18 protein-coding genes and 1 pseudogene are annotated in these 26215 nt (G+C 70.1%); 11 read left to right on the plus strand and 8 right to left on the minus strand.

From position 1 onward, the window contains the following. Positions 1-5 precede the first annotated feature (5 nt). Positions 6-833, minus strand: coding sequence for an enoyl-CoA hydratase (locus BKK80_RS20640; RefSeq protein ID WP_084545671.1), 828 nt, complete (start codon positions 831-833; stop codon positions 6-8). A gap of 70 nt (positions 834-903) precedes the next feature. Further along, positions 904-1296: pseudogene (locus BKK80_RS35695) on the minus strand (tripartite tricarboxylate transporter substrate-binding protein); the annotation flags it as partial. 373 nt (positions 1297-1669) lie between these two features. On the opposite strand from BKK80_RS35695, the gene argG reads away from it, so the two are divergent. Together argG and bluB are read left to right on the plus strand one after the other, a co-directional pair. Next, complete coding sequence (gene argG, locus BKK80_RS20650) at positions 1670-2992, plus strand: argininosuccinate synthase (protein ID WP_071017472.1); 1323 nt, start codon at positions 1670-1672, stop codon at positions 2990-2992. 167 nt (positions 2993-3159) lie between these two features. Then, positions 3160-3834, plus strand: a complete 675-nt coding sequence (gene bluB, locus BKK80_RS20655; RefSeq protein ID WP_071017470.1) for a 5,6-dimethylbenzimidazole synthase — start codon at positions 3160-3162, stop codon at positions 3832-3834. Positions 3835-3920: 86 nt separating this feature from the next. Here the strand turns inward: bluB and BKK80_RS20660 are convergent, their stop codons facing one another. Next, positions 3921-4802 (minus strand): alpha/beta hydrolase, encoded by an 882-nt coding sequence (locus BKK80_RS20660; protein WP_205683734.1) that lies wholly within the window; start codon positions 4800-4802, stop codon positions 3921-3923. Between the two features lie 225 nt (positions 4803-5027). On the opposite strand from BKK80_RS20660, the gene BKK80_RS20665 reads away from it, so the two are divergent. Continuing rightward, complete coding sequence (locus BKK80_RS20665) at positions 5028-6059, plus strand: aldo/keto reductase (RefSeq protein WP_071017468.1); 1032 nt, start codon at positions 5028-5030, stop codon at positions 6057-6059. 196 nt (positions 6060-6255) lie between these two features. Next, complete coding sequence (locus BKK80_RS20670) at positions 6256-9375, plus strand: transglycosylase domain-containing protein (RefSeq protein ID WP_418235910.1); 3120 nt, start codon at positions 6256-6258, stop codon at positions 9373-9375. A gap of 179 nt (positions 9376-9554) precedes the next feature. Here the strand turns inward: BKK80_RS20670 and fusA are convergent, their stop codons facing one another. Next, the gene (gene fusA / locus BKK80_RS20675; protein ID WP_071017466.1) at positions 9555-11663 is read right to left on the minus strand and encodes an elongation factor G; all 2109 of its coding nucleotides are present in this window, start codon (positions 11661-11663) and stop codon (positions 9555-9557) included. Positions 11664-11798: 135 nt separating this feature from the next. Next, positions 11799-12683 (minus strand): LysR family transcriptional regulator, encoded by an 885-nt coding sequence (locus BKK80_RS20680; RefSeq protein ID WP_071017464.1) that lies wholly within the window; start codon positions 12681-12683, stop codon positions 11799-11801. A gap of 174 nt (positions 12684-12857) precedes the next feature. Between BKK80_RS20680 and BKK80_RS20685 the strand changes: the two genes are divergently transcribed. Then, positions 12858-14297 carry an MFS transporter gene (locus BKK80_RS20685; protein ID WP_071017462.1) on the plus strand — a complete coding sequence of 480 codons (1440 nt, stop codon included), beginning with the start codon at positions 12858-12860 and terminating at the stop codon, positions 14295-14297. A 70-nt stretch (positions 14298-14367) separates the two neighbouring features. On the opposite strand, the gene BKK80_RS20690 is transcribed toward BKK80_RS20685, so the two are convergent. After that, on the minus strand, positions 14368-14913 hold the full coding sequence (locus BKK80_RS20690; RefSeq protein WP_071017460.1) for a cupin domain-containing protein: 546 nt from the start codon (positions 14911-14913) through the stop codon (positions 14368-14370). 218 nt (positions 14914-15131) lie between these two features. Between BKK80_RS20690 and BKK80_RS20695 the strand changes: the two genes are divergently transcribed. From BKK80_RS20695 to BKK80_RS20705, 3 genes are all read left to right on the plus strand, one after another. After that, positions 15132-15761 carry a response regulator transcription factor gene (locus tag BKK80_RS20695; RefSeq protein WP_071017458.1) on the plus strand — a complete coding sequence of 210 codons (630 nt, stop codon included), beginning with the start codon at positions 15132-15134 and terminating at the stop codon, positions 15759-15761. 149 nt (positions 15762-15910) lie between these two features. After that, on the plus strand, positions 15911-16888 hold the full coding sequence (locus BKK80_RS20700) for a DedA family protein/thiosulfate sulfurtransferase GlpE (protein ID WP_071071025.1): 978 nt from the start codon (positions 15911-15913) through the stop codon (positions 16886-16888). Positions 16889-17033: 145 nt separating this feature from the next. Then, positions 17034-19799: a hypothetical protein gene (locus BKK80_RS20705; protein ID WP_071071027.1), complete on the plus strand. Its 2766-nt coding sequence runs from the start codon at positions 17034-17036 to the stop codon at positions 19797-19799. A gap of 14 nt (positions 19800-19813) precedes the next feature. Here BKK80_RS20705 and BKK80_RS20710 read toward each other — a convergent pair whose 3' ends face one another. Continuing rightward, the gene (locus BKK80_RS20710) at positions 19814-20545 is read right to left on the minus strand and encodes a TetR/AcrR family transcriptional regulator (protein WP_071017453.1); all 732 of its coding nucleotides are present in this window, start codon (positions 20543-20545) and stop codon (positions 19814-19816) included. A gap of 300 nt (positions 20546-20845) precedes the next feature. Here BKK80_RS20710 and BKK80_RS20715 point away from each other — a divergent pair, with 300 nt between their 5' ends. From BKK80_RS20715 to BKK80_RS20725, 3 genes are all read left to right on the plus strand, one after another. Continuing rightward, on the plus strand, positions 20846-22177 hold the full coding sequence (locus tag BKK80_RS20715; RefSeq protein ID WP_071017451.1) for a nitrate- and nitrite sensing domain-containing protein: 1332 nt from the start codon (positions 20846-20848) through the stop codon (positions 22175-22177). A 314-nt stretch (positions 22178-22491) separates the two neighbouring features. Then, the gene (locus BKK80_RS20720) at positions 22492-23328 is read left to right on the plus strand and encodes a formate/nitrite transporter family protein (protein WP_071039214.1); all 837 of its coding nucleotides are present in this window, start codon (positions 22492-22494) and stop codon (positions 23326-23328) included. A 9-nt stretch (positions 23329-23337) separates the two neighbouring features. After that, on the plus strand, positions 23338-25065 hold the full coding sequence (locus tag BKK80_RS20725; RefSeq protein WP_071071029.1) for a bifunctional protein-serine/threonine kinase/phosphatase: 1728 nt from the start codon (positions 23338-23340) through the stop codon (positions 25063-25065). Positions 25066-25167: 102 nt separating this feature from the next. Here the strand turns inward: BKK80_RS20725 and BKK80_RS20730 are convergent, their stop codons facing one another. Then, positions 25168-26148 carry a TauD/TfdA dioxygenase family protein gene (locus tag BKK80_RS20730; protein WP_071071031.1) on the minus strand — a complete coding sequence of 327 codons (981 nt, stop codon included), beginning with the start codon at positions 26146-26148 and terminating at the stop codon, positions 25168-25170. Between the last annotated feature and the right edge of the window lie 67 nt (positions 26149-26215).

Consider the following 26215-nt stretch of genomic DNA (forward strand, 5'->3'; position numbering starts at 1 on the left):
GGGCGTCAGCGCTTGCGCTGCAGGAAGCCCTGCATATGCTGCTGGGGCTCGCCGGTGTCGAAGGCGCTGCCGAACTCGGCCACGCTGCGCGCGATCGAGGTGTCGACCGGGGCGTCTTCCCATTCGCGCAGCAGCCGCTTCTGCTGGCGCAGCGCGGTCGGGCCGAAGCCCGCCAGCAGCGTGGCCAGCTGCGCCACCGCCTCGTCCAGCCCGGCCAGCGGCACGACCTTGTGCACCAGTCCCCAGGACAAGGCCTCGGCGGCGTCGCAAGGCTCGCCGGTCAGCAGCATCCAGGCCGCGCGCGCGTTGCCGATCAGGCGCGGCATCAGCGCGGCATGGATCACCGACGGAATGCCCACCTTCACTTCCGGCATGCCCAGCCGCACGTCGTCGGCAGCGATGCGCAGGTCGCAGGCGAGCGCCAGTTCCAGGCCGCCGCCCAGGCACCAGCCCGGCATGCGCGCGATGACCGGCGCGGGGAAGTGACGCATGGCATCGCACAGGCCGCGCAGGCTGCTGATGAAGCGCTCGGCGCTGGCGCGGTCGAGCGCCGCCATCTCCTTGATGTCGGCGCCGCCGATCAGGCCCTTGTCGCCGCTGCCGCGCAGGACCAGCACGCGGATATCGGGATCGGCGGCCAGGGCCGTGACCGCCGCGGTCAGGGCGCGGATCACGGGTGTGCCGAGGATGTTGAGCGAGCCGGCGCCGCAGATGGTCAGGGTGGCGACGCCTTGCGTGTCGATCGCCACGCTGGCGTGGCGGGCGACTTCCTGTTCCGGCAGGTCCTGCGGATCGGGTGCGGTCGATGAAGTCGCTGCGGGGGTGGCGGTCATGCGGGTCTCCTTGGATGCTGCCCGACCCCGGCCGGGCGGGCAGCGGATGCCGGTTGGCGATGGCGCTGCGTCATTGCAGCTTGGCGAAGTGGATATCCTCGACGATCTTGCGCCAGCGCGCATTCTCCTTGCGCACCAGCTCGGCGAACTCCGCGCGCGAGGTCGGGCTGGGCAGCGCGCCCTGCTTCTCGATGGCGGCCACCACGTCCGGCCCGGCCAGCACCTGGCGCGCCGCCTGGTTGAGCTGGTCGAGGATGGGCCCCGGCACGCCGGCCGGCGTGCCCAGGCCGAACCGGCAGGGCGATGAAGGCATGCAGGTCCTTGGCGGCGAAGGCGGGGTTGACCACCAGCACGCTGGGCACGTCGGCCAGATTGCTGATCGGCGCGAAGTCCTTGACCGGGTCGTAGGGGTCTTCTGGTAGACGTCGGGGTTGAGCGCGTGCGAGCTTTCCACCGCCATCACCGGCATGTCGGCTCCGTGTCGATGAACCGTGCGGCGGAGTATAGGGAGCGCCCTCGGCGGCGGGCCAGTCGAGAGTTTTGAAGCGGGCGTTCGCGCGATTCGAACGCCCTGTGGTGGGCGCGTGGCGGGCGTGTGGCGACCTGGCCCGGGGGAAGGAGCCGGCGCGGGGAAGGCGCATGGCCGGCGGCGCGAGCCACGCAGCCGGCCGCCCCTGTTTGGCGCTCCGCCGCGTCCGTGTCACAATTGCGGATTGGCATCCGAAACCGGCTGCTCGCGTTGCCTGGTCCCGCCCGGGGCCGGAAAGCCGGCGTCTGCGCCGCACGGCGGCGGGAAACGCGCCGCAAGAGCCGACAAACTCACACCATCATTGGCGATGACTACCATTCTGCAGCACATTCCGACCGGCCAGCGCGTCGGTATCGCCTTCTCGGGCGGCCTCGACACCAGCGCAGCGCTCCTGTGGATGCGCCAAAAGGGCGCGATTCCCTATGCCTACACGGCCAACCTGGGCCAGCCCGACGAGCCGGACTACTCGGACATCCCGCGCCGCGCCAAGGCGTATGGTGCCGAGGATGCGCGCCTGATCGATTGCCGCCAGCAACTGGTGGCCGAGGGCATCGCCGCACTGCAGTGCGGCGCCTTCCACATCTCCACCGCCGGCGTCACCTACTTCAACACCACGCCGATCGGCCGCGCCGTCACCGGCACCATGCTGGTGGCCGCGATGAAGGAGGATGGCGTCAACATCTGGGGCGATGGCAGCACGTTCAAGGGCAATGACATCGAGCGCTTCTACCGCTACGGCCTCCTGACCAACCCTGGCCTGCAGATCTACAAGCCGTGGCTGGACCAGACCTTCATCGACGAGCTGGGCGGCCGCAAGGAAATGAGCGAGTTCCTGATCGCCAACGGCTTCGACTACAAGATGTCGGTGGAGAAGGCCTACTCGACCGACTCGAACATGCTGGGCGCCACGCACGAGGCCAAGGATCTCGAGCACCTGAACGCCGGCATCAAGATCGTCGAGCCCATCATGGGCGTGCCGTTCTGGCGCGATGACTGCGCCATCAAGGCAGAGGAAGTCACGGTGCGCTTCGAGGCCGGCCAGCCGGTCGCGCTGAACGGCCAGACCTTCGCCAATGCCGTCGAGCTGCTGGCCGAGGCCAACCGCATCGGCGGCCGCCACGGCCTGGGCATGAGCGACCAGATCGAGAACCGCATCATCGAGGCCAAGAGCCGCGGCATCTACGAGGCCCCGGGCCTGGCGCTGCTGTTCATCGCCTACGAGCGCCTGGTGACCGGCATCCACAACGAGGACACCATCGAGCAGTACCGCGACAACGGCCGCCGCCTGGGCCGCCTGCTGTACCAGGGCCGCTGGTTCGACCCGCAGGCCATCATGCTGCGCGAGGCCGCGCAGCGCTGGGTGGCCAGCGCCATCACCGGCGAAGTGACCATCGAGCTGCGCCGCGGCAATGATTACTCGCTGCTGAACACCACCTCGCCGAACCTGACCTACAAGCCGGAGCGGCTGACCATGGAAAAGGGCGAGTCGATGTTCTCGCCGCAGGACCGTATCGGCCAGCTGACCATGCGCACGCTGGACATCGTCGACACGCGCGAGAAACTGGTCAACTACACCAAGGGTGGCCTGCTGACCGGCGGCGACGCCGGGCTGCCGCAGCTGGAAGACTGAAGCATGGGCGGCGGGCCGGGCGGCATGCCCGTTCCCGCGCGCTTGCCCGGCGTCCGCAGGGAGGCCGGGCCGACGCCGCCGGCAGGCTTGCCGGCGGCGTTTTGTTTTTGCCGGCCATCGACCCGTTTCCCTTCCCGTTCCTTCGCCCTCGCCCTCGTCCCGATCCCATGACCACCCCCGCCAGCGACCCGCGACCGGCCGAGCCGGACTTCACGCCCGACGAACAGGCGGCCTTCTACCGGCTGGCGGCGGCGCGGCGCGACATGCGCCATTTCATCGCCGGCGCCCGCGTCGACGAGGCGGTGCTGCGCCGGCTGCTGGAGGCCGCCCACCGCGCGCCGTCGGTCGGCCTGATGCAGCCCTGGCGCTTCGTGCGCATCGTCGACGCCGGCCTGCGCGAGCGCATCGCCGGCCTGGTGGAGCAGGAGCGCCAGCGCACGGCCCAGGCGCTCGGCGCGCGCGGCGAGGCTTTCCTGAAGCTCAAGGTGGAGGGTGTGAGGGACTGCGCCGAGCTGCTGGTGGCGGCGCTGGCGCCCGACGACGGTACCGTGTTCGGGCGGCGCACCATGCCGCGCGAAATGGCGCTGTGCTCGGCCGCCTGCGCCATCCAGAACCTGTGGCTGGCGGCCCGCGTGGAGAACCTCGGCATGGGCTGGGTCTCGATGTTCGAGCCGCAGGCCCTGGCCGCGCTGCTGGGCATGCCGTCCGGCAGCCAGCCCATCGCCATCCTGTGCCTGGGCCCGGTCCATGCCTTCTACCCGGCGCCGATGCTGGAGCTGGAGGACTGGCGGCACGGCCGCCCGCTCGACGCGCTGCTGTCCACCGACGGCTGGGGCGGCTAAGTCCACTGCACCAGAGCATGCGCCCCCGAGCGGCGGTGCTTTCTCTGACGCAGCGGACTAGCGCCCGCGGCCGCGCGTGCCGGCGCTCAGCGCGCCGCGGTGATCCACGTCGCGATCGACTGCACCACCTGCGGTTCGATCCCGTTGTAGCCGTGCGAGGCCATGGCCTCGCACGGATCGCCCTGGTTACTGCCGCCGCTGACCACCACCAGCTCCTTGCGCGGCGCGGCCGTGAGCCGGTCCATCAGCATGCCGGTATCGGCCACCGGGCACAGCTTGCAGCCGTCGTCCTTGTGGTGCACCACCAGCACCGGTAGCGCCAGCCTGGCCAGTTCCATCTGCGGCACCGCGCGCCCGCGCTCCTCGCGCAGGATGGTCGAGGTCAGCACGATGCCGTCGGGGCCGCCGCCGTCCGCCAGGCGGATGGCGATCGCCGCCACCGACTGCGTGCCGCGGCTGGTGCCGACCAGCCATACCGGCACCTTGGCATGCTCGCGCACCCAGGCGATCACCGCGCGCGCGTCGGCCGCGTGTTCCGCACCCTGCCGGAAGCCGTTCAGGTAGGGCGGGGACAGCCGGTCGCTGGGGGCGTCGACCACCGCCACCGCCAGGCCGGCCGCGGCGAAGTCCTGGCGCGTACGCACCACGAAGTTGCCGGCGCCCCAGCCCATCGAGCCGTTGGGGAAGATGCGCAGGCCGCCGTGGCCGCCCGCGTAGAGCACCACGGCCGCCTTCGGCGCCGCCGGTGCGAGGTAGAGGAAGCGCTGGGTCACGCCGGGGCGGGTGGGGATGTCTACCACCTGCTCGGGTACCTGCGCGCGCGCCGCGCCGGCACTGGCGCAGGCCAGTCCGGCCAGCCAGGCGAGGCGGGCCAGCCAGGCGAGGGCGGCCGCGCGCAGCGGGCGGGACTGGCGAACTGCCTGGCCAAGGGGGGCGGGAGCGGCGACGGGACGGTCGGCAGCAGACATGGAAGACCTCGGCTCGGGAGATGGTCGGCACGCAGCGCGGGCGTGCTTCCCAAGATAGCCCGCTCCTGCGGCGCCGGCAATGCCGCCGTGGCGGCGGCGCGGCGGATCGCCCCGCCCGCGCCTCCTGCAGGCGCGCCCGGCTCGCGGCACAATGCCAGTCGCGGCGGCCGTCTGCCTGTCGTGCACGCCGCGCATTCCCGAACCCCTCTCCAGCACGAACCTGCCATGCCCGAATCGAACATGCCATACCGGCGCCTGGGCGCCAGCAACCTGAAGGTGTCGGCCCTGTGCCTCGGCACCATGATGTTCGCCGACCAGACCGACGAGAGCGAAGCCTCGCGCATCGTGGCCAGCGCGCGCGAACACGGTGTCAACTTCATCGACACCGCCGACGTGTACAGCCGCGGCGCCTCGGAACAGATGGTGGGCCGCCTGCTCACCGGCGACCGCGAGCGCTGGGTGCTGGCCAGCAAGCTGGGCAACGCCATGGGCGCCGGCCCCAATCTTTCGCACTATTCGCGCAGCTGGATCCTGCGTGCGGTAGAGGACAGCCTGCGCCGCCTCGCCACCGATTACCTCGACATCCTCTACCTGCACCGCGACTATGAGGGCGAGAACCTCGAGGAAGCGGTGCGTGCCATGGGCGACCTGGTGCGCGCCGGCAAGATCCGCTACTGGGCCTTGTCCAACTTCCGCGGCTGGCGCATCGCCGAGGTGGCGCGCCTGTGCGAGCAGCTCGGCGTGCCGCGCCCGGTCTGCTGCCAGCCCTACTACAACCTGCTCAACCGCATGCCGGAGGTGGAGATCCTGCCGGCCTGCGGCCACTACGGCCTGGGCGTGGTGCCCTACAGCCCGATCGCGCGCGGCGTGCTGACCGGCAAGTACCTGCCGGGCCAGCAGCCGCCGGAAGGCACCCGCGCAGGGCGTGCCGACCGTCGCATCATGGAGACCGAGTTCCGCCAGGAGTCGCTCCTCATCGCCCAGCAGCTCAAGGCGCATGCCGAGGCACGAGGACTGACGCTGGGGCAGTTCGCCACGGCCTGGGTGCTGGCCAATCCGCTGGTCAGCGCAGTCATTGCCGGGCCGCGCACGCTGGCCCAGTTCGAGGACTACTTCGGTGCGCTGGGCGTGGCGGTATCGCCGCAGGAAGAGGCGATGGTCGATGCGCTGGTGCGTCCCGGCCATGCCTCCACGCCCGGCTACAGCGACCCCAGCTATCCCTTTACCGGCCGCCCCGTGCCGGTGGCCGCGAACTAGTCCGCGCAGTCCGTGCGGCGCCGGGCCGACCACCCCGGTGCCGCCCCCGGCACCCCGGGTGGCACGGCCTCCACCTGTTGCGCGGCCGCGCGCTTCGGTGTGCTTCCGTGCGCGAAAGCACGCGCATTCCTCGCGCCAGCGACGATACTAGTAGCATCATCGATGTCCGTCGCAACGCTGCCGCTGGATTATCGCCGTGCTGCCAAGGGTCCTGAACCGGTCTTCCGCCTCCGCGCGCAGCGCGAAGCGCGAGGCCGCTCGCCGCCCGCCACGGCGGGGCTGGCTGCGCCTGGTGGTGCTGGCGACCACCCTGGGTGGCGTCTACGTCATCGGCCACGGCATCGCCGACGAATTGCGCACCTCGCGCCTGCAGGCCCGCTACCTGTCCCGCCTGGGGCGCGACATCCGCTTCGAGGTGCAGCCGGGGGCCAGTGACAGCATCCGCTTTCCCGACCCCTCGCCTTATGACACCCGCCTGGGCTACGCGCTGCTGCCCGGCATCAGCAAGCGCCTGGCGGCCCGTGGCTACGCGCCGGTGGCGCAGGCGCGCATGTCGGACGACATGCTGCGGGCCATCGACTACGGCCTGTTCGCGCCCTACCCCGAGAAGGACCAGGCCGGGCTGTCCCTGCTGGACTGCAACGGCCTGACCTTGGCCGCACAGCACTATCCGCAACGCCAGTACGCCGGCTTCGCAGCCGTGCCGACGGTGATGGTCAACGCCCTGCTGTTCGTCGAGAACCAGGGCCTGCTCAATCCCGAATTCCCGGAGCGCAATCCGGCGCTGGACTGGGTACGCTTCTCGCATGCGATCGCCGACCAGGGCCTGCGCCTGGCACTGCGCCACCATGACTCGCCCGGCGGCAGCACGCTGGCCACGCAGATCGAGAAATACCGGCACTCGCCAGAGGGCCGCACGGTCTCTGTCAGGGAGAAGTTCCGGCAGATGGCGTCCGCCTCGCTGCGCGCCTACCTGGAAGGCCCCGACACGCAGGCCGCGCGCGAGCGCGTGGTGGTGGACTACCTGAACACGGTGCCGCTGGCGGCGCGGGCCGGCTTCGGCGAGGTCAACGGCATCGGTGACGGCCTGTGGGTCTGGTACGGCGAGGATTTCGCCGAGGCGAACCGCCTGCTGACCGGCATGGACCCGGTCCATCCCACGCCGCGCGAGGCGCAGGTGTTCAAGCGCGCGCTGTCGCTGATCATCGCGCAGCGCCGTCCCACCTTCCATCTGCGCCGCGACGACACCAACCTGGATGCGCTGACCGGCAGCTATCTGCGCCTGCTGGCCGCCAACGGCAGCATCACGCCCGCGCTGCGCGACGCCGCGCTGGCCCAGCCCCTGGACAAGGCGGCACCGCCGCCGCGGCCGCCGCAGCCGCCCTATGTCACACGCAAGGCGGAGAACCAGTTGCGCGCCGACCTCTCGCACCTGACCGGGATACCGAGCCGCTATGAACTCGACCGGCTCGACCTGCGCGCCACCAGCAGCGTCAACCGCGAGGCGCAGCGCGACATCAGCGCGGTGCTGCAGCGCCTGCACGATCCCGCCGGCGCGCGCGAGATGGGGCTGTACGGCTACAACATGCTGCGTCCCGGCGACGATCCGGGCAAGCTGGTGGCGAGCTTCACGCTGTACGAGCGGGTTGGCAACGCCAGCCTGCTGCGCGTGCAGGCCGACAACGTCGACCAGCCGTTCGACCTCAACAGCGGTGCGCGGCTCAACCTCGGCTCCACCGCCAAGCTGCGCACGCTGGTCACCTACCTGGAGATCGTCACCGAACTGCAGGCGCGCTATGCCGACATGAGCCGCGCCGAACTGCAGGCGGCCAGGCTGGCGCGCAACGATGTGCTGAGCCGCTGGGCGGTCGACTACATGCTGAAGACGCGCGAGGTCGACGAGCGCGCGCTCGAACCGATGCTGGAAGCCGCGCTCGAGCGCAAGTATTCGGGCAATCCGGGTGAGGCGTTCTTTACCGGCGGCGGCATGCAGAGCTTCTCCAATTTCGAGCGCTGGGAAGGCGAGCGCATCATGACCGTGCGCCAGGGTTTCCAGCATTCGGTCAACCTCGTCTTCATCCGCCTGATGCGCGATATCGTGCGCTACGAAGTGGCGCAGGCCCATCCCGATGTCGACCGCCTGATGGAAGACCGCGCCGCGCCGGAGCGGCGCGGCTACCTCGAGCGCTTCGCCGATATCGAAGGCAGTGCCTATATGGCGGGCTTCTACCGGCGCTACCGTCACCTGGACCAGCCGCACCGCATCAGCGCGCTGCTGGATCGCGTGCGCACGCCGCCATCGCATCTCGGTGCGGTGCACCTGGCCGTAGCCCTGCTCAGCGTCGAGCCGTCGCTCGACGAGGCCGGTTTTGCCCGCGTCCTGCGCGCGCGCCTGCCGGCGCTGAAGCTTTCCGACGAAGACATCGACAAGCTGTACCAGAAATACGGCCACGACAAGTTCAACCTCAATGACCGCGGCTACCTGTCGCGCATCCATCCTCTGGAACTGTGGCTGGTCGAGTACCTGTCCGGGCATCCGGACGCCACGCTGGAACAGGTATTACGCGACAGCCGCGCGCAGCGCCAGGAGGTCTACCGCTGGCTGTTCCGCACGCACAGCAAGTTCGGCCAGGACAATCGCATCCGCACGCTGCTGGAACAGGATGCCTTCGTGCGCATCGCGCAGCGCTGGCACCGCCTGGGCTATCCCTTCGATGCGCTGACGCCGTCCTATGCCACCGCCATCGGCGCCTCGGGCGACCGCCCGGCCGCGCTGGCGGAACTGGCCGGCATCCTGCTCGGCGGCGGGCTGGCGGTGCGCACCGCGGCGCTGACTCGGCTGGATTTTGCCGAGGGGACTCCCTACGCCACGCAGTTCGCGCTGCAGGCGCCCACACCTCAACGCCTGCTGCCGCCCGAGGTGGCAGCGCTGGTGCGCCGCTCGATGACCGAGGTGGTGCAGGGCGGCACCGCCAGCTCCATCCGGGATGCCTTCACCGTGGCCGGCCAGCCGCCGTCCGCGCAGCTGGCGGTGGGCGGCAAGACCGGCACCGGCGACCAGCGCTACCAGGTCGGCGGCCCTGGCGGGCGGGTGGTGGCCTCGTATGCGGTGAGCCGGTCGGCGACCTTCGTCTTCGTGCTCGGCGAGCGCTACTTCGGCACCGTCACGCTGTTCGTCAAGGGACAGGACGCATCGCACTACAACTTCACCAGCGCCCTCGCCGTGCACCTGCTGCGCTCGCTTGCGCCGCAGCTCACGGCAATGGCGGGCAGCACGGGCACGGAGCGCGCATTGCTGCGGTGTCCGCGCGAGTGAGGAGGGCTGGCGAGCGGCACGGTGCCGTCGCGCCGGCCAGCGCCTGCCCTCACCCCCGGCCCCTCTCCCGCAGGCGGGAGAGGGGAGCGAACCGGCGCCGCGCGGATCCGATCGTGCTGGACAGAGCCGCCAGGATGCACCCAAGGCGACCGAAGCAGCCGGCAGGCGAAGCCGGAAGCCTAGGCCGCCTTTTTCGCGTTGATGACCGCTTCGGCCACGCTGGCCGGCGCTTCCGCGTAGTGCTTGAACTCCATCGTGTAGGTGGCGCGGCCCTGCGTCAGCGAGCGCAGCGAGGTGGAGTAGCCGAACATGGTCGCCAGCGGCACTTCGGCGCGCACGATCTTGCCGCCGCCACCGGCGATATCTTCCATGCCCAGCACCATGCCGCGCCGCGAGGTGAGGTCGCCCATCACATTGCCGGTGAATTCCTCGGGCGTCTCCACTTCCACCGCCATCATCGGTTCGAGCAGGATCGGCCGGGCGCGGCGCATGCCTTCCTTGAAAGCCATCGAGCCTGCCGTGCGGAAGGCGTTCTCGTTGGAGTCGACGTCGTGGTAGGAGCCGAACACCAGCGTCACCTTGACGTCCACCACCGGGTAGCCCGCCAGCACGCCGGAATTGAGCGTGTCCTGGATGCCCTTGTCCACCGCCGGGATGAACTCGCGCGGCACCACGCCGCCCTTGATGGCATCGACGAACTCATAGCCTTTGCCGTGCGGTTGCGGCGCCACGTCGATCACCACATGGCCATACTGGCCGCGCCCGCCTGACTGCTTGACGAACTTGCCTTCGACGTCCTTGACCGCTTGCTTGATGGTCTCGCGGTAGGCCACCTGCGGCTTGCCGACCGAGGCCTCCACGCCGAACTCGCGCCGCATGCGGTCGACGATGATCTCCAGGTGCAGTTCGCCCATGCCGGAGATGATGGTCTGCCCCGATTCCTCGTCGGTCTTGACGCGGAAGGACGGGTCTTCCTGCGCCAGGCGGTTCAGCGCCAGCCCCATCTTCTCCTGGTCGGCCTTGGTCTTCGGCTCGACCGCCTGCGAGATCACCGGATCGGGGAAGCTCATGCGCTCGAGGATGATGATCTTGTGCGGGTCGCACAGCGTGTCGCCGGTGGTGGCCTCCTTCAGGCCCACCGCCGCGGCGATGTCGCCCGCGCGTACTTCCTTGATCTCGTTGCGCACGTTGGCGTGCATCTGCAGGATGCGCCCGATGCGCTCGCGCTTGCCCTTGCCCGGGTTGTAGACGGTATCGCCCGAGTTGACCACGCCCGAGTAGACGCGGAAGAAGATCAACTGGCCGACGAAGGGATCGGTCATGATCTTGAAGGCGAGCGCGGAGAACGGCTCGTCGTCGCTCGGATGGCGCTCCGCCTCCCGGTCGTCCTCGGTGTGTCCGAGGATGGCGGGCACGTCCACCGGCGACGGCAGGTAATCGATCACCGCGTCGAGCATGCTCTGCACGCCCTTGTTCTTGAACGCGCTGCCGCACAGCATGGGCACGATCTCGTTGGCGACGGTGCGCTTGCGCAGGCCGGCCTTGATCTGCGCTTCGCTCAGGGACTCGCCGGACAGGTACTGCTCGAGCAGTTCCTCGCTGGCCTCGGCGGCGGCCTCGATCATCTTCTCGCGCCAATGCTGCGCGGTCTCCAGCAGCTCGGGCGGGATCTCGACGTACTCGAAGCGCACGCCCTGGCTTTCGTCATCCCAGACGATGCCCTTCATCTTGACCAGGTCGATCACGCCGCGGAACTGGTCCTCGGCGCCGATCGGCACCTGGATCGGTACCACATTGCCCTTCAGGCGCTCGACGATCTGGCCGTGCACGCGGAAGAAGTCCGCGCCGACGCGATCCATCTTGTTGACGAAGGCCAGGCGCGGCACCTTGTACTTGTTGGCCTGGCGCCAGACGGTCTCGGACTGCGGCTGCACGCCGCCGACGGCGTCGTAGACCATGCAGGCGCCGTCGAGCACGCGCATCGAGCGCTCGACCTCGATGGTGAAGTCGACGTGGCCCGGGGTGTCGATGATGTTGATGCGATGCTCGGGATAGTTGCCCGCCATGCCACGCCAGAATGCCGTGGTGGCGGCCGAGGTGATGGTGATCCCGCGCTCCTGCTCCTGCTCCATCCAGTCCATCGTGGCCGCGCCGTCGTGCACTTCACCGATCTTGTGGTTCACGCCGGTGTAGAACAGGATGCGTTCGGTCGTGGTGGTCTTGCCGGCATCGATATGGGCGCTGATGCCGATGTTGCGGTAGCGTTCGATCGGTGTTTTGCGAGGCACGTTTGGCTCCTGGGGTAGCGGCTCGGACTGCTGAGATAGCGTAGCACTTTCGGAGTTTTCCGGTGCAAGGCTGGGCACATTCCCATGATCGCCGCATGTCATGCCGCCTGCCCTTGCACGCCGGGGCGCGCCGGTCTACCACTCGGCCTGCGCCAGCGCCTCCACCAGTGCGCCGATCTTCAGGGAACACTGGCGCGAAGGCGGATAGACCAGCGAGACCTGCCGGCCCGGACCTTCGAAGGCTTCGAGCACGGGCACCAGCCGTCCCGCGGCAATGGCGTCACGCGCCATGAAGGCCAGCACCTGCACCACGCCATGGCCGAGCACTGCTGCATCGACCAGTGCATCGGGCGCATCGAAGGTGAGCTTGCCTTCGACCGGCACGCTGAAGGCCCCGTCGGCGCGCGCGAACAGCCAGTCCTCCAGCCGGCCGGTGCGCGCGCAGCGCACCGTCAGGCAGTTGTGCCGCGCCAGGTCTTCGGGTTGCGCCGGCGTACCGTGCGCGGCGAGGTAGGACGGCGCCGCCACGGTGACGCGGCGCGCCATGCCGAGCGTGCGCACCACGATGCGGCCCTCGGGAACGGGGCCCATGCGCACCGCCGCATCGAAGCCCTCCTCGCTGAGGTCGACCATGCGGTCGGTCATCACCGACTCGATGCGCAGCGCGGGGTGCTGTTCGGCCAGCCGGGCGATCAGCGGCAGCAGCACGACGCGGCCGAGGCCGGCCGGCATGCTGAGCTTGAACGGCCCGGACGGGGCGCAACGGCGGTCCACCAGCAGCTTTTCCGCCTGCTCGAGTTCCGCCAGCAGCGGCGCGCAGCGTTCGTAGAAGAACTGGCCGTCGGGCGTCAGGCCGACGCTGCGCGTGGTCCGGTGCAGCAGGCGCACCCCCAGCTCGGCCTCGAGGCGGCTGATGGCGCGTGACAGGCCGGGCTGGGTCATCTGCAGCGATGCCGCCGCCAGCGTGAAGCTCCTGGCCTCGGCCACGCGGATCAGCATCTTGACGGCATTCAGGTCCATGTCTGGGTCATCGCGGAAGGCGCCGGAGCCGCCCGGGCGCGGGCGGCATGCCGACCCCTGGTTCGATGCACGGATTCATGCATCAAAGCATAGGTGAAAGCAAAGATAACGTATTTATCATTCTAGAGGCATGAGACAGACTCTGCATCCGTCACTTTTTCGGATCGACCCACCATGACCGTCCCGGCTACCCGACCTGCGCCGGCCGCCGCCAGCCTGCCGGCGGGCGCGCTGACCGTGCTTGCCATGGCCCAGCTCATCATTGCGCTGGATGCCACCATCGTCTTCGTTGCCCTGCCCGAAATCGGCGGCGCCCTGCGCTTCTCGGCACAGCAGCTGCAGTGGGTGGTGAGCGCCTACACGGTTGCCTTCGGCGGCTTCCTGCTGCTGGGCGGGCGCGCCACCGACCTGCTCGGGCGGCGCCGCATCTATGTGCTGGGCCAGGCGCTTTACGCGCTGGCATCGCTGGCCGGGGGCGTGGCCACCGACCAGGCCCTGCTGATCGCCGCGCGCGCGCTGCAGGGCATCGGCGGTGCCATGCTGTTTCCAGCCACGCTGGCGCTGATCCATGCCTGCTTCGCCGAAGGGCCCGCCCGCACGCGCGCATTCGCGGTCTGGAGCGCGGCCTCGGCGGTCGGGCTGGCGCTCGGCTCGCTGCTGGGCGGCGTGCTGACCGAGTGGCTGGGCTGGCAGGCCATCTTCCTGGTCAACGTGCCGCTGGCCGGCGGCTGCGCGCTGGCCGCGCTGCGCTGCCTGCCGGCCGACGGCCCGCCGCTGCGCGGGCGCCGCTTCGACGTGGCCGGTGGGCTCACCGTGACCGCCGGCGGCACCCTGCTGGTCCTGGCCCTGGTGCAGGGCCCCGAAACGGGCTGGGATGCGCCGGGCATCATCGGCAGCATCGTGCTGGCCTGCGCCCTGCTGGCAGCCTTCGTCGCCATCGAGCGGCACAGCCCCGATCCCCTGGTGCCGCTGCGCATGTTCGGCCACCGCAAGCTGCGCCTGGCCATGCTGCTGACCTGCGTCTTCATGGCGAGCTTCGGTGCGCAGTACTACTTCCTCGCGCTGTACTACCAGGAGGTCTATCGCTACAGCGTGCTGCAGGCCGGCCTGGCCTTCCTGCCGCCGACGGTGCTGTGCACGGCCGGCATCCATTGCGCCGAGCGCATGCTGCTGCGCGCGGGCGAACGCGCCACCCTGCTCGCCGGCTTGCTGGCCGGCGCGGCCGGCACGGCCTGGCTGTGCCTGGCGCTGCCGGGCGGTGCCGGCTACTGGCGCCTGCTGGCGCCGATCATGCTGCTGAGCGTGGGCCAGGGGATGACCTGGACCGCGATGTGGGTGACGGCCGGCAGCGGCGTCGCCGTACACGAACAGGGCGTGGCCTCCGGCATGGCCTCGATGAGCCAGCAGGTCGGCGGGGCCCTGGCACTGGCCGTGCTGGTGGCGGTGGCGAATGCCGGCAGCGCGGGGCTGGATGGCGAGGCGCTGCGCCAGGCGCAGGCGCATGGCATCGAGCGGGCCTTCTGGGGCATGGCGGGGGTGTTGCTGCTGGGCGTCGCGATCGCCGCCCGCCTGCGCCGGCCGGCCCCGCTGCGCGGCGGTACCGCGGCCGGCTGAGGCGGCTCTCCGCCGCCGTGCCGTGCCGCGGCATCAGCGCGTCATCGGCGGTCGATCAGCAAGCGGCCGATCAGCGGTCCGCCGGCGCACGCGGCGCCAGCCGGGCCAGCAGGGCGGCATGGTCCGGGTAGGCGGCCAGCAACGCCGGCATGTCGGCCAGCTCGAACTCGGCGAACTCGAAGCCGGGCGCCACCGTGCATCCGGCCAGCGCGAAGCCGTCCGGATCGGCGCCGGCATCGGCGCGCTCGGCGGCGAACCAGCTGCCCGCCGGCACCACTGCCTGGAACACCGTGCCGGGATGTGCCAGAGCGTTGCCCAGGTGCAGGGTGTGCACGCCACCGTCCGGGTCGAGCACATGCACGTCGAGCGGGCCGCCGGCGTAGAAATGCCAGACCTCGTCGGAACGGATGCGGTGCCAGGCCGAGTGGGCCGTGCCGCACAACAGGTAGTAGATGGCGGTCGAGGCGTGGCGCAGGCCTTCCTCCACGGCGCCCTCGCGCCGCACGCGGCGCGGATCGCGGTGGGTCTCGCGGTAATAGCCGCCCTCGGGGTGCGGCTGCAGCGCGAAGCGTGCGATCAGTTCCGGGATGACGGGCACGGGTGGTTTCGGTGTCATCGGGGCTGTGGTCCTTGGTGCGCTTCCTCCCCCGTCGCCATGACCGGCCCATCTCGTGGTTCGTCATTCGAACGAGCGGAAGAAAAATCTGACTAGAGAAGAAGAAAGGTCTCGTAGATCGTGCAATAGCGCCTTTTTAAACTCGGGCCTTGCATACCAATGCAGGTATTTCCGACCGACCCGCTCGACCTTTCGGGCATTTCAAAGGTGACGATTCTATGACGACGATCCTGATCGTGGACGACCATCCCGCCCTGCGGATGGTGATGAAGGCGCAATTGGAGCAGATACTGGGCGTCGGCAACATCCTGGAGGCCGACAACGGCCAGGCGACCGTGGAGGCGGTGCGCCAGTATGCGCCGGACCTGGTGGTGCTGGACCTGGACATCCCCAAGATCAACGGGCTGGACGTGGTGCCCCGCCTCAAGGTCATGCAGCCGGAAATCCGCGTGCTGGTGGTGTCCGGCCAGGACCAGTCGGCTTTCGCCACGCGGGCCATGCAGGCGGGGGCGCAAGGCTTCGTCAGCAAGACGCAGGACATCAAGGAGATCGTCCGTTGCGTCGAGGCCGTGATGGCCGGATACATGGTCTTCCCCGACCTGAGCCGCACCGGCGCCGCGGTGCGCGGCGCCACGCCGGACGACGAGCGCCTGCGCCGCCTGTCCGACAAGGAAGTGGTGATCCTGCAGATGCTGGCCAAGGGCCTGACCAACAAGTCCATCGGCGAGGCACTCTTCATCAGCAACAAGACGGTCAGCAGCCACAAGGCGCGCATCATGGTCAAGCTGCAGGCCACCTCCCTGGTCGAGCTGGTCGACTTCGCGCGGCGCTGCAAGATCACCGCCTGATGCCGGCGCGGCGGTGCGGGCGGCAGCGGGGACACATTCAGGGAATTTGATCTCCTCGTGCAAGGCGCAAGCGTGCAAGCGCCGCGCGCCGCTGGCACACTGAGGCCTCGTTCCCGGCGCGGCCGGGGCGTGCTGCGCGGGAGAGTGTCGTGGGTGATTTGCAGGGCTTGCTGGAAAGCCATGGGCTGATGCTGGTATTCCTCAACGTGCTGGCCGAGCAGGCCGGCCTGCCGGTGCCCGCCTATCCGATGCTGTTCGTGGCCGGCGCGCTCGGCATGCAGGACGGCGGCCCGTCCATCGGCGCCGTGCTGGCGGCGGTGATCGCGGCCTGCCTGATCGCCGACACGGCCTGGTACCTGGCTGGCAAGCGCCTCGGGCAACCGATGCTGCGTACCGTCTGCCGCGTGTCGATCTCGCCCGACAGCTGTATCCGCCAGACCCAGTCGGTCTATCTCAAGCTGGGGCCGCGCTCGCTGCTGTTCGCCAAGCTGCTGCCCGGCGCCGGCGCGCTGTCCACGGCCATGGCCGGCATGACCGGCACGCCCTATCCGCTTTTCCTTTTCTACGACGCTCTCGGCTCGCTGGTCTGGGCCGGCGGCGCGCTGCTGGTCGGCGTGGTCTTCAGCGACTTCGTCGATGCCATCCTGCATGCCTTCAGCACCTACGGCCACCTCGCGGTGCTGGCCGCGCTGGCGCTCTTCGCGCTCTTCCTCGCCTGGCGCTGGTGGCGGCGCGTGCATCTGCTGCGCCGCACCCGGCGCATCCCGCGCATGACCGTGGACGAACTGGAGAGGCGGCGCCGCAACGGCGTGCTGCCGCTGGTGCTGGACGTGCGCTCGGCGCCAGCGGAGATCGAGCGCATCCCGGGCGCGCAGGTGGTCGACCTGGATAGCGCCCTGCAGATGCTGGCGTCCCATCCCGCCACGGCCGAGATCGTGACCTACTGCGCCTGCCCGAACGAGGTGTCGGCCGCCATCCTGGCGGAACGGCTGATCGCGGCGGGCTATGCCAGCACCTGGGCGCTGGCCGGCGGCTTCGACGAATGGAAGCGCCTGCAGGGCGAGGCGGGCATCGAGCCGCCGGCCGCCCGGGACGAGCTATCGTCGCCCGCGTCCGGCAAGTCCTGAGCGCCACCGGTTCGCCACGCCGGCTGGCCGCCTCCGCACCCGGGTAAACCTGGGGCCCTTGCAAGCAGTGCTTTGCACGACGCTCCGGCTACCTATACTGGGCTGAACACTTCGCCGGGCTGAACCCTTCGAGACGGAGGATCGGATGCGAGACGACGCCCACCCAGGCAGCGACGAGGCGGCCCGCATCGCGCGCCGGCGCAAGCTGCTCGGCATTCCCCCGCGTCAGCGCGACGCGGCGCGCAACTGGGCGCTGGCGCTGTCGGGTGGCGGCATCCGCAGCGCCACCTTCTGCCTGGGTGTACTGCAGGCCCTGGCCAAGGCGCCGCCACCGCCGGTGGCGGCCCAGGCCGAACCCGAGCCGGGTACGGCCCCGGCCAATCCCGCCACCGCCACCACGGCCCCGCCGCTGCCGCCGAACCTGCTGGCGCAGTTCGACTACCTCTCCACCGTCAGCGGCGGCGGCTACCTGGGTGCCTTCTTCGCCAGCCTGTTCTTGCCCGGCCGCCTGCGCCGCGGCAGCAACCCGGTCCAGGCGGCCGCCGACGCCTACCGCACGCTGCAGAACGAGCCGCCCGGGCGCATCCATACCAGCCACGGCGAGGAGCCGACGCGCGACGCCGTGGCCTGGCTGCGCGAGAACGGACGCTACCTGACCCCGACCGGGGCCGGCGATGCCTTCTACGCGGCGGCCACCGTGGTGCGCAACTGGTTTGCCATGCACTGCGTGCTGGGCAGCGCGCTGGTGGTACTGCTGGCCGCGCTGGCGCTCGGCCGCCAACTGCTGGGCGGCAGCTGGCTCGCGCTCGGCAATTACCAGATGGATCTGCTGCACGACGCCCGCCAGGCCTTCAACCAGGGTGGCCTGCCGCTGTGGTGGAGCGAACTGATGTGGCTGCCGCCGGCGAGCCTGCTGCTGCTGGTGCTGCCACCCGGGCTGGCCTACTGGTTCGTCTATCCGTCGCAGGCCGAGCCGCAGCGCGCGCGCCTGCTCAATGCCGCCACGGTGCTGGCAGCGCTCGCCGCGGCGGGCTTCCTGCTGGCCGCAGTGTGGTTCCGGTTGCAGCCGCCGGCCATGTCGCTGGGCTGGTCGCTGGCGTGCCTGTTCCTCTTCCTCGGCGCCTGGCTCCTGCTGGGCCTGGCCTGGTGCGCCGCCATGCTGCTGCAGCCGGCCACGGTCAGCGCCTACCGCGTGCGCGCCACCCGCGCACTGCGCTTCGGCCTCGCGCTCACGCTCTGGCTGGCCGCGCTGGGGTTGGCCGACACCTTGGCGCGCACCACCTTCCTCTACGGCTATATGGCGACACAGCGCTGGGGGACGCTGCTGCCCGGCGGACTGCTGGCGGCCCTGGTCTGGCTGGTGCGCTACGGCAGCACGCAGCTGGACGAACGCAGCCGCGCCGGCGGCGCCGCGCAGGCGGGCTGGCGCGGCCGGCTGCCGGTCTCGCTGCTGGCTGGCGCGGCGGCGGCGGTGCTGGCCCTGCTCGTCTTCCTGTTGTGGTCGTGGCTGGTGCTGTGGGTGCGCTGGAACGGCCGCGAGCCGTTCGACTGGCTGGTGTTCGGCAACGCCTGGACCACGCCGGTGCTGGCGCTGCTGCTGGCGGCCGCGCTCGGCCTCGCGCTGCTGGCCGGCCGCTTTGCCGGCTTCCTCAACCTGTCGACGCTGCAGCCCTTCTATGCGGCGCGGCTCACGCGCGCCTACCTGGGCGCTTCGAACGGCCAGCGCTTCGGCGCCGCCGAGATGCTGGCGCCGCTCCGGCGCAGCGCGCTGAGCGTGGCGGAGCCGGTGGCGGGCGATGGCATCAGCCTCAATGCCTACTATGACCCCAAGGTGCTGGCGCCGCTGCACCTGATCAATGTGACGCTCAACCTCACCGTCGACCCGGCCGAGCAATTGGTGCAGCGCGATCGCAAGGGCAAGCCCCTTTGCGTGGCGCCCGGCGCCGGCAGCGTGCCGCACGGCTCGGCCTTTCTGCCGACGGACAACTATGTGCGCTTCACGGTCGACGGGCAGCCCTATCATCCCGCCAGCGGCAAGGCCTTGGCGAGCGAGCTGACGCAGGCACAGGGGGTGGGCGACTGGGTGGCCATCTCCGGCGCGGCGATCTCGACCGGGCTGGGCCGCGCCACCACGCTGGGGACGTCGCTGCTGCTCGGGCTGGCCAACCTGCGCCTGGGCGTGTGGTGGCCCTCCTACCCGCTCGATGCCGGGCATGGCGCGCACGCGGTGCGGCGCCAGGCCGACCGCGCCACGCATCCCTGGCTGGGGCGCCTGATCGCCTTGTTCCGCACGCAGTACTACCTCGGCTGCGAACTGGCCGCGCGCTTCCACGGCACGCAGCGCGGCTGGCAGTACCTGTCGGATGGCGGCCACTTCGAGAACACCGCCGTCTACGAACTGCTGCGTCCCGAGCGCAACGTCAGCCTGATCGTGCTGTGCGATTGCGGCTGCGATCCGGACTACCGCTTCGGCGACCTGGCCAACCTGGTGCGGCTGGCGCGCATCGACCACGGCCTGGAGATCGCCGTCGACGCCGGCGCCGCGGCGGATCCCGTGCTGGGACAGGTGTTCGGCGTGCCGGAGGATTTCCGCGCAGCCGCGCAGCCGGAGCCGGCCGGCGCCGGCAAATGCGCGCTGCTGCTGCAGGTCTTCCGTGCCGCCGATGCGCAGCCGCGCCAGCCCGTGTGCCGCATCGTGCTGCTCAAGCCGCGCCTGACGGCCTGCGCGCCGCTCGATGTCGCCGAGTATGCCGCCACCCGCCCGGCCTTCCCGCAGGAGCCGACCGCCGACCAGTTCTTCGACGAGGCGCAGTGGGAGAGTTACCGTGCGCTGGGCCTGGCCATCGGCGCGCGCGTATTCGGTGGCGGCCCGCACGGCGACGCGGTGGCGCGGACCCTGTTCGCGCTGTAGCGATGGCCGCAGGCCTAAGCCTTGCGCGCGCTGCGGGCGCGGGCGGCCTTCGCGCCGCCGGGTGCCGCCGGCGCGCTGCTGTCCGGCGCCACCACGCACACCGTGCGCATCACGGTCGCCTGGATCACCTCGCGCCAATGGGCGAGCGCCGGCTGGCTCATCATCGCCTCGCCAAGGAAGGCGCTCAGCGTGTGGTGGTTCGAGTTGTAGAAGTAGCCGAGCGAGGCGATCACCAGGTAGATGTCGCGCGCCTGTGAATCTGCACGGAAGGTGCCCGCGGCCTTGCCACGCGCGAGAATGCCGTCCAGCACCGACAGCGCATAGCGCGAGATGTCGCGCAGCCGTTCCGACTTCTTGGCATGCTTGCCCTGGCTCATGTTCTCGCTGGACAGGATGGCGACGAATTCAGGATGCTCGAGGTAGTAGTGCCAGACGAAGTCGATCAGCTGGGACAGTGCCCGCACCGGGTCCTCGGTATCGAGTTCCAGCTTCTGCTCGGCTTCGTTGAGCTGGGCATAGATGGTCTCGAGCACTTCGACGAAGAGTTTCTCCTTGCTGCCGAAGTAGTAATAGATCATCCGGTCGTAGGTCTTGGCCAGCGACGAGATGCGTTCCACGCGGCCGCCTTCGTAGCCGCGCTGGGCGAAGACCTTGATGGCTGCCTTGAGGATCTTGGCACGGGTGTCCTGTGCCTGCCGGGCCCGGGTTCCGGCTGCCGCGCTCTTTCTTGCGGTCGGGGTGCTCATATGTCAGCGGCGTGACGCCGCGTTGCTGTACGGATCGAGGCCGCCAGTATACCGATGCCATGCGTGCCGTCGCGGCTTCTCTGCGGCATGGCCCGCATGGCTTCCGGTCGCGGGCGGGAGGCCGGGCGCGCCGGTGCCGCACTCGGCACAGATGGCCGCCGTCGTCCGGAGCGTCGCGTGCCGGCCATGGGCATGGAGCTTGCTTGATGCCAGTCGAGTCGGCGTACGCCTGCCTGCCGATGTGGCAGGCAGGGCAGGTGCGCCAACCTTCTTCCCGCAACGCGACACCCGCTTTCGCCGATGCCATTGCCCGTCTTCCAATTCGTTCTGCGCGCCAAGCAACTCGAGATCGAGGGCCTGCAGCGGATGGCTGCGCGCATCGAGCTGGTGGACCTGATCGGCCGCCTGATCGACGCGTTGCAGCGCGAGCGTGGCGCCAGCAGCCTCTATGTGGCTTCCGGCGGCATGCGCTTCGGCCAGGAACGGCAAGACGCGACGGCTCAGGCCGAGCCGCTCGAGGCGACGCTGCGCCAGCGCTTCATGGAACAGCTCGATCCCGCCCAGGGCAGCTCTGCGCGCATGCTGTCGTTGATCGCCTGGGTGCTGCTCGACCTGGACACGCTGGCCGGGCTGCGCCAGCGCATCGGCCAGCGCGGCATCTCGGCGCATGACGCGGTGGCGGCATTCAGCCGCGTGATCGCGGGCATGGTCGAGCTGATCTTCCACCTGGCCGACGTGGCCCTGCAGCCGGGTATCTCGCGCCTGCTGGTCGCGCTGGTGCACGTGGTGCAGGGCAAGGAACTGGCAGGGCAGGAGCGCGCGGTCGGGGCCCAGCTGTTCGCATCGGGACAGTGCAGCGCCGATCCGCAGCAGCGCATCCTCCATTTGATCGACGCGCAGGAACGCAGCCTGCAGGTGTTCGAGGATTTCGCCGAGCCGAGCCAGCTCGCCTGGTGGCAGCGGCATCAACTGCAGCCGCACGTGGCGGCGCTGGAACGCCTGCGCCGCGCGCTGTGCACGGCAAAGCCGGGAGCCGCGCTCGACGGCCAGCTCAGCGAGAACTGGTTCGAGGCGAGCAGCGAGCGCATCGCCGGCCTGTGGCAGGTGGAGGTCGGCCTGGCGCAAGCGCTGCGCCAGGCCTGCGAGGCGCAGATCCAGGCATCGGAGCAAGAGCTGCAGGATTCCGAGGGCTTGCTGCGCCAATTGCGCGACAACCCGCCGCCCCATACCCACGCCGTGGCCTGTTTCTTCGAAGAAGCCGCGCAGGTCGAGGCGGTGCCGGTGCTGCCGGGCGTGGCGGATGGACCTGCCTCGGCGGTGCCGGGCGGCGCCGACCAGCCCACGGTGGCGGCGCTCAAGACCCTGCTGCAGGCGCAGTCCTCGCGGCTGGCGCGTGTCGAGGTGGAACTGGATACGGCGCGGCGCGCCTTGCACGAGCGCAAGGTCATCGAGCGTGCCAAGCGCGCGCTGATGTCGCGCCTGGGCATGAGCGAGGAGGATGCCTTCCGCGCCTTGCAGAAGGCGTCGATGGACCATAACCGCAGGCTGGTCGATGTCGCCGAGGCGACGCTTGCCATGCCGGAACTGGCAGCGCCGGCAAGCGGGCGCGCCCGGCCGCCGCACCGGAGTTGAGCGTGCCGGTGTGCGCTTGCCGTGCCCCTGCACCGTATGTGTGCGGCGGCGGCACGCCTGCGCCCGTGCGGCGCGATGGGGCGGGCGGCGCCGGCCCTGCGGGTCGGGCACGGAACGTGCGTAAGGGCAGGGCATCAGGCTAATGATGGCTTGGTGAGGTTGCCCCCGTGCGCGGCGAGGCGAGGCATCGCGAATCGTGCGGCGCGGGCGACAGGAATACGTGGATAACGGCGTCCCGTCCACGCATCGGCTGCGGCCGGTGCGTGGACGCGGACGCTTTTTTTTCTTTGTCCTACCGCTCAGAGGAAATTCCGATGGCCTACCTAGCCCCTGCCGAGTTCGTCTCCAAGATGGTCGATGCCGGTGAGTCCAAGTTGCTCATGTCGACCCGGGATACCTTGATCCGCGCCTATATGGCCGGCGCCATCCTCGCGCTGTCCGCAGCCTTCGCGGTCAGCGTCACCGTCAACACGGGTAATCCGCTGGTCGGCTCGCTGCTGTTCCCGGTGGGCTTCTGCATGCTCTACCTGCTGGGCTTCGACCTGCTGACCGGCGTCTTCACCCTGGCGCCGCTGGCCGTGCTCGACCAGCGCCCGGGCGCCACCTGGGGCGGCGTCATGCGCAACTGGACCCTGGTCTTCGCCGGCAACTTTGCCGGCGCGCTGACCGTGGCGGTCTTCATGGCCATCATCTTCACCTATGGCTTTTCCGAAGCGCCCAACCTGATCGGCCAGAAGATCGGCAGCATCGGCGAGAGCCGCACGCTGGGCTACGCGGCCCACGGCGCGGCCGGCATGCTGACGCTGTTCATCCGCGGCGTGATGTGCAACTGGATGGTGTCGACCGGCGTGGTCGCTGCGATGATGTCGACCTCGGTGTCGGGCAAGGTCATCGCCATGTGGATGCCCATCCTGGTGTTCTTCTACATGGGCTTCGAGCACTCGGTGGTCAACATGTTCCTGTTTCCCTCGGGCCTGATGCTGGGTGGCCATTTCACCCTGATGGACTATCTGCTGTGGAACGAGATTCCCACCGTGGTGGGCAATGTCGTCGGCGGCCTGACCTTCGTCGGCGCGACGCTGTACAGCACGCACTACAAGACCGCGCCCAAGCGCGTTCCGGCTGCCCCGGCCAAGCGCGCCGCCGTCTGAGGCCGTGCGATGGACGCGCTGCGCGTGGCGGTCGGCCAGCATTCGCAAGCCGGGTGCAAGCGCGTCAACCAGGATTTCCACGGCGCCGCGCTGCCCGCCGAGCCGCAGCGCAGCGCCAAGGGCATCGCCGTGGCGCTGGCCGACGGCATCGGCAGCAGCGCCGTCAGCCAGGTGGCGAGCGCCGCGGCGGTGCGCGGCTTTCTCGAAGACTACTATGGCACGAGCGAGGCCTGGAGCGTGCGCCGCGCGGCGCAGTGCGTGCTCGCCGCGACCAATTCCTGGCTGCACGCGCAGAACCAGCGCGGCGATGCGCGCTTCGACAAAGAGCGTGGCTACGTCTGCACCTTCAGCGCGCTGATCTTCAAGGGCCGCGACGTCCATCTGCTGCACGTGGGCGACGCGCGCGTCTACCGCCTGCATGCACAGGCCTGGGAGCAGCTCAGCGACGATCACCGCGTGCGCCTGTCCTCGCGCGAGTCCTACCTGGGGCGCGCGCTCGGTGTGGGGCCGACGGTCGAGGCGGACTATCGCTGCTGGCCCGCCGAGGCGGGCGAGGTTTACCTGCTGGCCAGCGACGGTGCCTATGAATACCTCGACCACGCGGATGCGCGGCAGGCGCTGGCCGAGCACCCGGGCGACCTCGATGCCGCCGCCGCGAAGCTGGTCGCCATCGCGCTGGCGCGCGGCAGCCAGGACAATGCCACGGTGCAACTGGTGCGCGTGGAGGCGTTGCCCGACAGCGACGCCGCGGGTCTGTGGCGGCAGCGCGCGGAACTGGCGCTGCCGCCGCCGCTGCAGCCGCGCATGGAATTCGAAGGCTATCGCATCGAGCGCGAGCTGTACGCCAGCGCGCGCTGCCACGTGCACCTGGCGCGCGACCTGGAGGATGGCGCGTGCATTGCGCTGAAGACGCCCTCGGTCGACCTGCGTGAAGATCCGGCTTATCTCGACCGCTTCCTGCTCGAGGAGTGGGTGGCCCGGCGCATCGACAATGCGCACGTGCTCAGGCCGCATGCCGTGACGCGCGCGCGCCGCTACCTCTATACCGCCATGGAGTTCATCGACGGGCAGACCCTGGCGCAATGGATGCGCGACCATCCGCGCCCCGCGCTGGCGGACGTGCGCCAGCTGGTCGAGCAGGTCGCGCGCGGCCTGCAGGCTTTCCACCGGCGTGAGATGCTGCACCAGGACCTGCGCCCGGACAACGTGATGATCGACCGCACCGGCACGGCCCGCATCATCGACTTCGCCGCGGTGCACGTGGCCGGCCTGGAAGAAGGCATGGTCGACCCGCATGCGCGCGCGCCGCTCGGCGCGCTGCAGTATGTCGCGCCCGAGTACTTCCTGGGCCAGCCCGGCACGACGGCCTCGGACCTGTTTACGCTGGCGGTGGTGACCTACCAGATGCTGGCCGGGCAGCTGCCGTACGGCCTGCAGGTGACCCGCCTGCGCCAGGCCGGCGAACTGCGCGGCCTGCGCTATGTCAGCGTGCGCGAGCGGCGGCCCGACCTGCCGCCGTGGATCGACCAGGCGCTGCGCAAGGCCCTGCATCCCCTGCCGCACAAGCGTCATGAGGCCTTGTCGGAGTTTCTCGAAGACCTGCGCGCTTCTCCCCGGCAGCAGCGGTTGCGCGACGCGCCGGCGCTGATCGAGCGCAATCCGGTGCGCTTCTGGCAGGGCTTGTCGCTGCTGCTGGCGCTGGCGGTCGTGCTGCTGCTGGGCCTGCGCTGGGGCTGAGGCAGGCTGCCGGCGATCAACGCTGGGAGTCAACGATCCGAGTCAACGACCGGCGTCACCTCGCAGGGCTGCCCCCCGCTGGCAGCGTACCGCGCAGGCCGACTACGCGGCGGCACCGTGCGCCGCCAGCACCGGGTCGCCTTCCAGCGCCACCGAGGGCCTGCCGTTCACGCCGACCGGCACGTCGCCGACCAGCGTGGTGCGATAGAGCTGGCGGTCGAAGTCGAGGTCGAAGATGTCGGCGGGCGCCAGGTGCGCGGTGGCGCGGTTGTCCCAGAAGGCGAGGCTGCCGGGCTCCCACTGGAAGCGCACGGTGAATTCCGGACGGACCGCATGTTCCCACAGCAGTTCCAGCAGTTGCTGGCTCTCGCGCTGGTGGAAGCCGCTCAGGTGCTGCAGGAAGGACGGGCTGATGTAGAGCACGCGCTCGCCGGTCTCGGGATGCACGCGCACCACCGGATGCTCGCTGACCAGGGTGTGCGCCTTGACGGCCTGGTCGAAGGCGGCGGTGGCGCTGGCGCCGACGGGCGCGGTGAAGCGGTGCACGCCGCGCAGGCCGTCGACGATGGCGCGCAGCGGCGCGGACAGCGCCTGGTAGGCGGCCGCGAGATTGGTCCACTGGGTGTCGCCGCCGTAGGGCGGGATCACCACGCCGCGCAGGATGGAAGCCGCGGGCGGGTTCACCGCCGCGGTGACGTCGGTGTGCCAGCCGCTCCAGGGACGCAGCAGCGCCCGGCCCTCGAAGCGGTTGGCCTTGCGGTGCTTGCTGACCGAGTACAGCTCGGGATGCCCGTCGACGTGGCCGAACACCGGATGCCCCACCGTCAGTTCGCCGAACTGGCGGGCGAAGGCGATGTGCTGCGCATGGCTGAGGTGCTGGTCGCGGAAGAACACCACCTTCCATTTCAGCAGCGCGGCGCGGATCGCGCCGATCTCGGCCGGGTGCAGCGGCGCGCGCAGGTCGACGCCGCCGATCAGCGCGCCGATATGGGCGGACAGCGGCCGCACGGTCACGGCACCTGCCGCTGACCCGGCGGCTGCCTGGTTATCTTGATCCTGGGTTTCCAGCACGGTCTGGGTCATCGTTGGCTCCGGGGAAGGGCGATGGGTGCGCCGGCCGGTGCGACGGCAGGCGGGTCGACCGCCTGCC

The sequence above is a fragment of the Cupriavidus malaysiensis genome, assembly GCF_001854325.1.
In the GTDB taxonomy this organism is placed as follows: domain Bacteria; phylum Pseudomonadota; class Gammaproteobacteria; order Burkholderiales; family Burkholderiaceae; genus Cupriavidus; species Cupriavidus malaysiensis.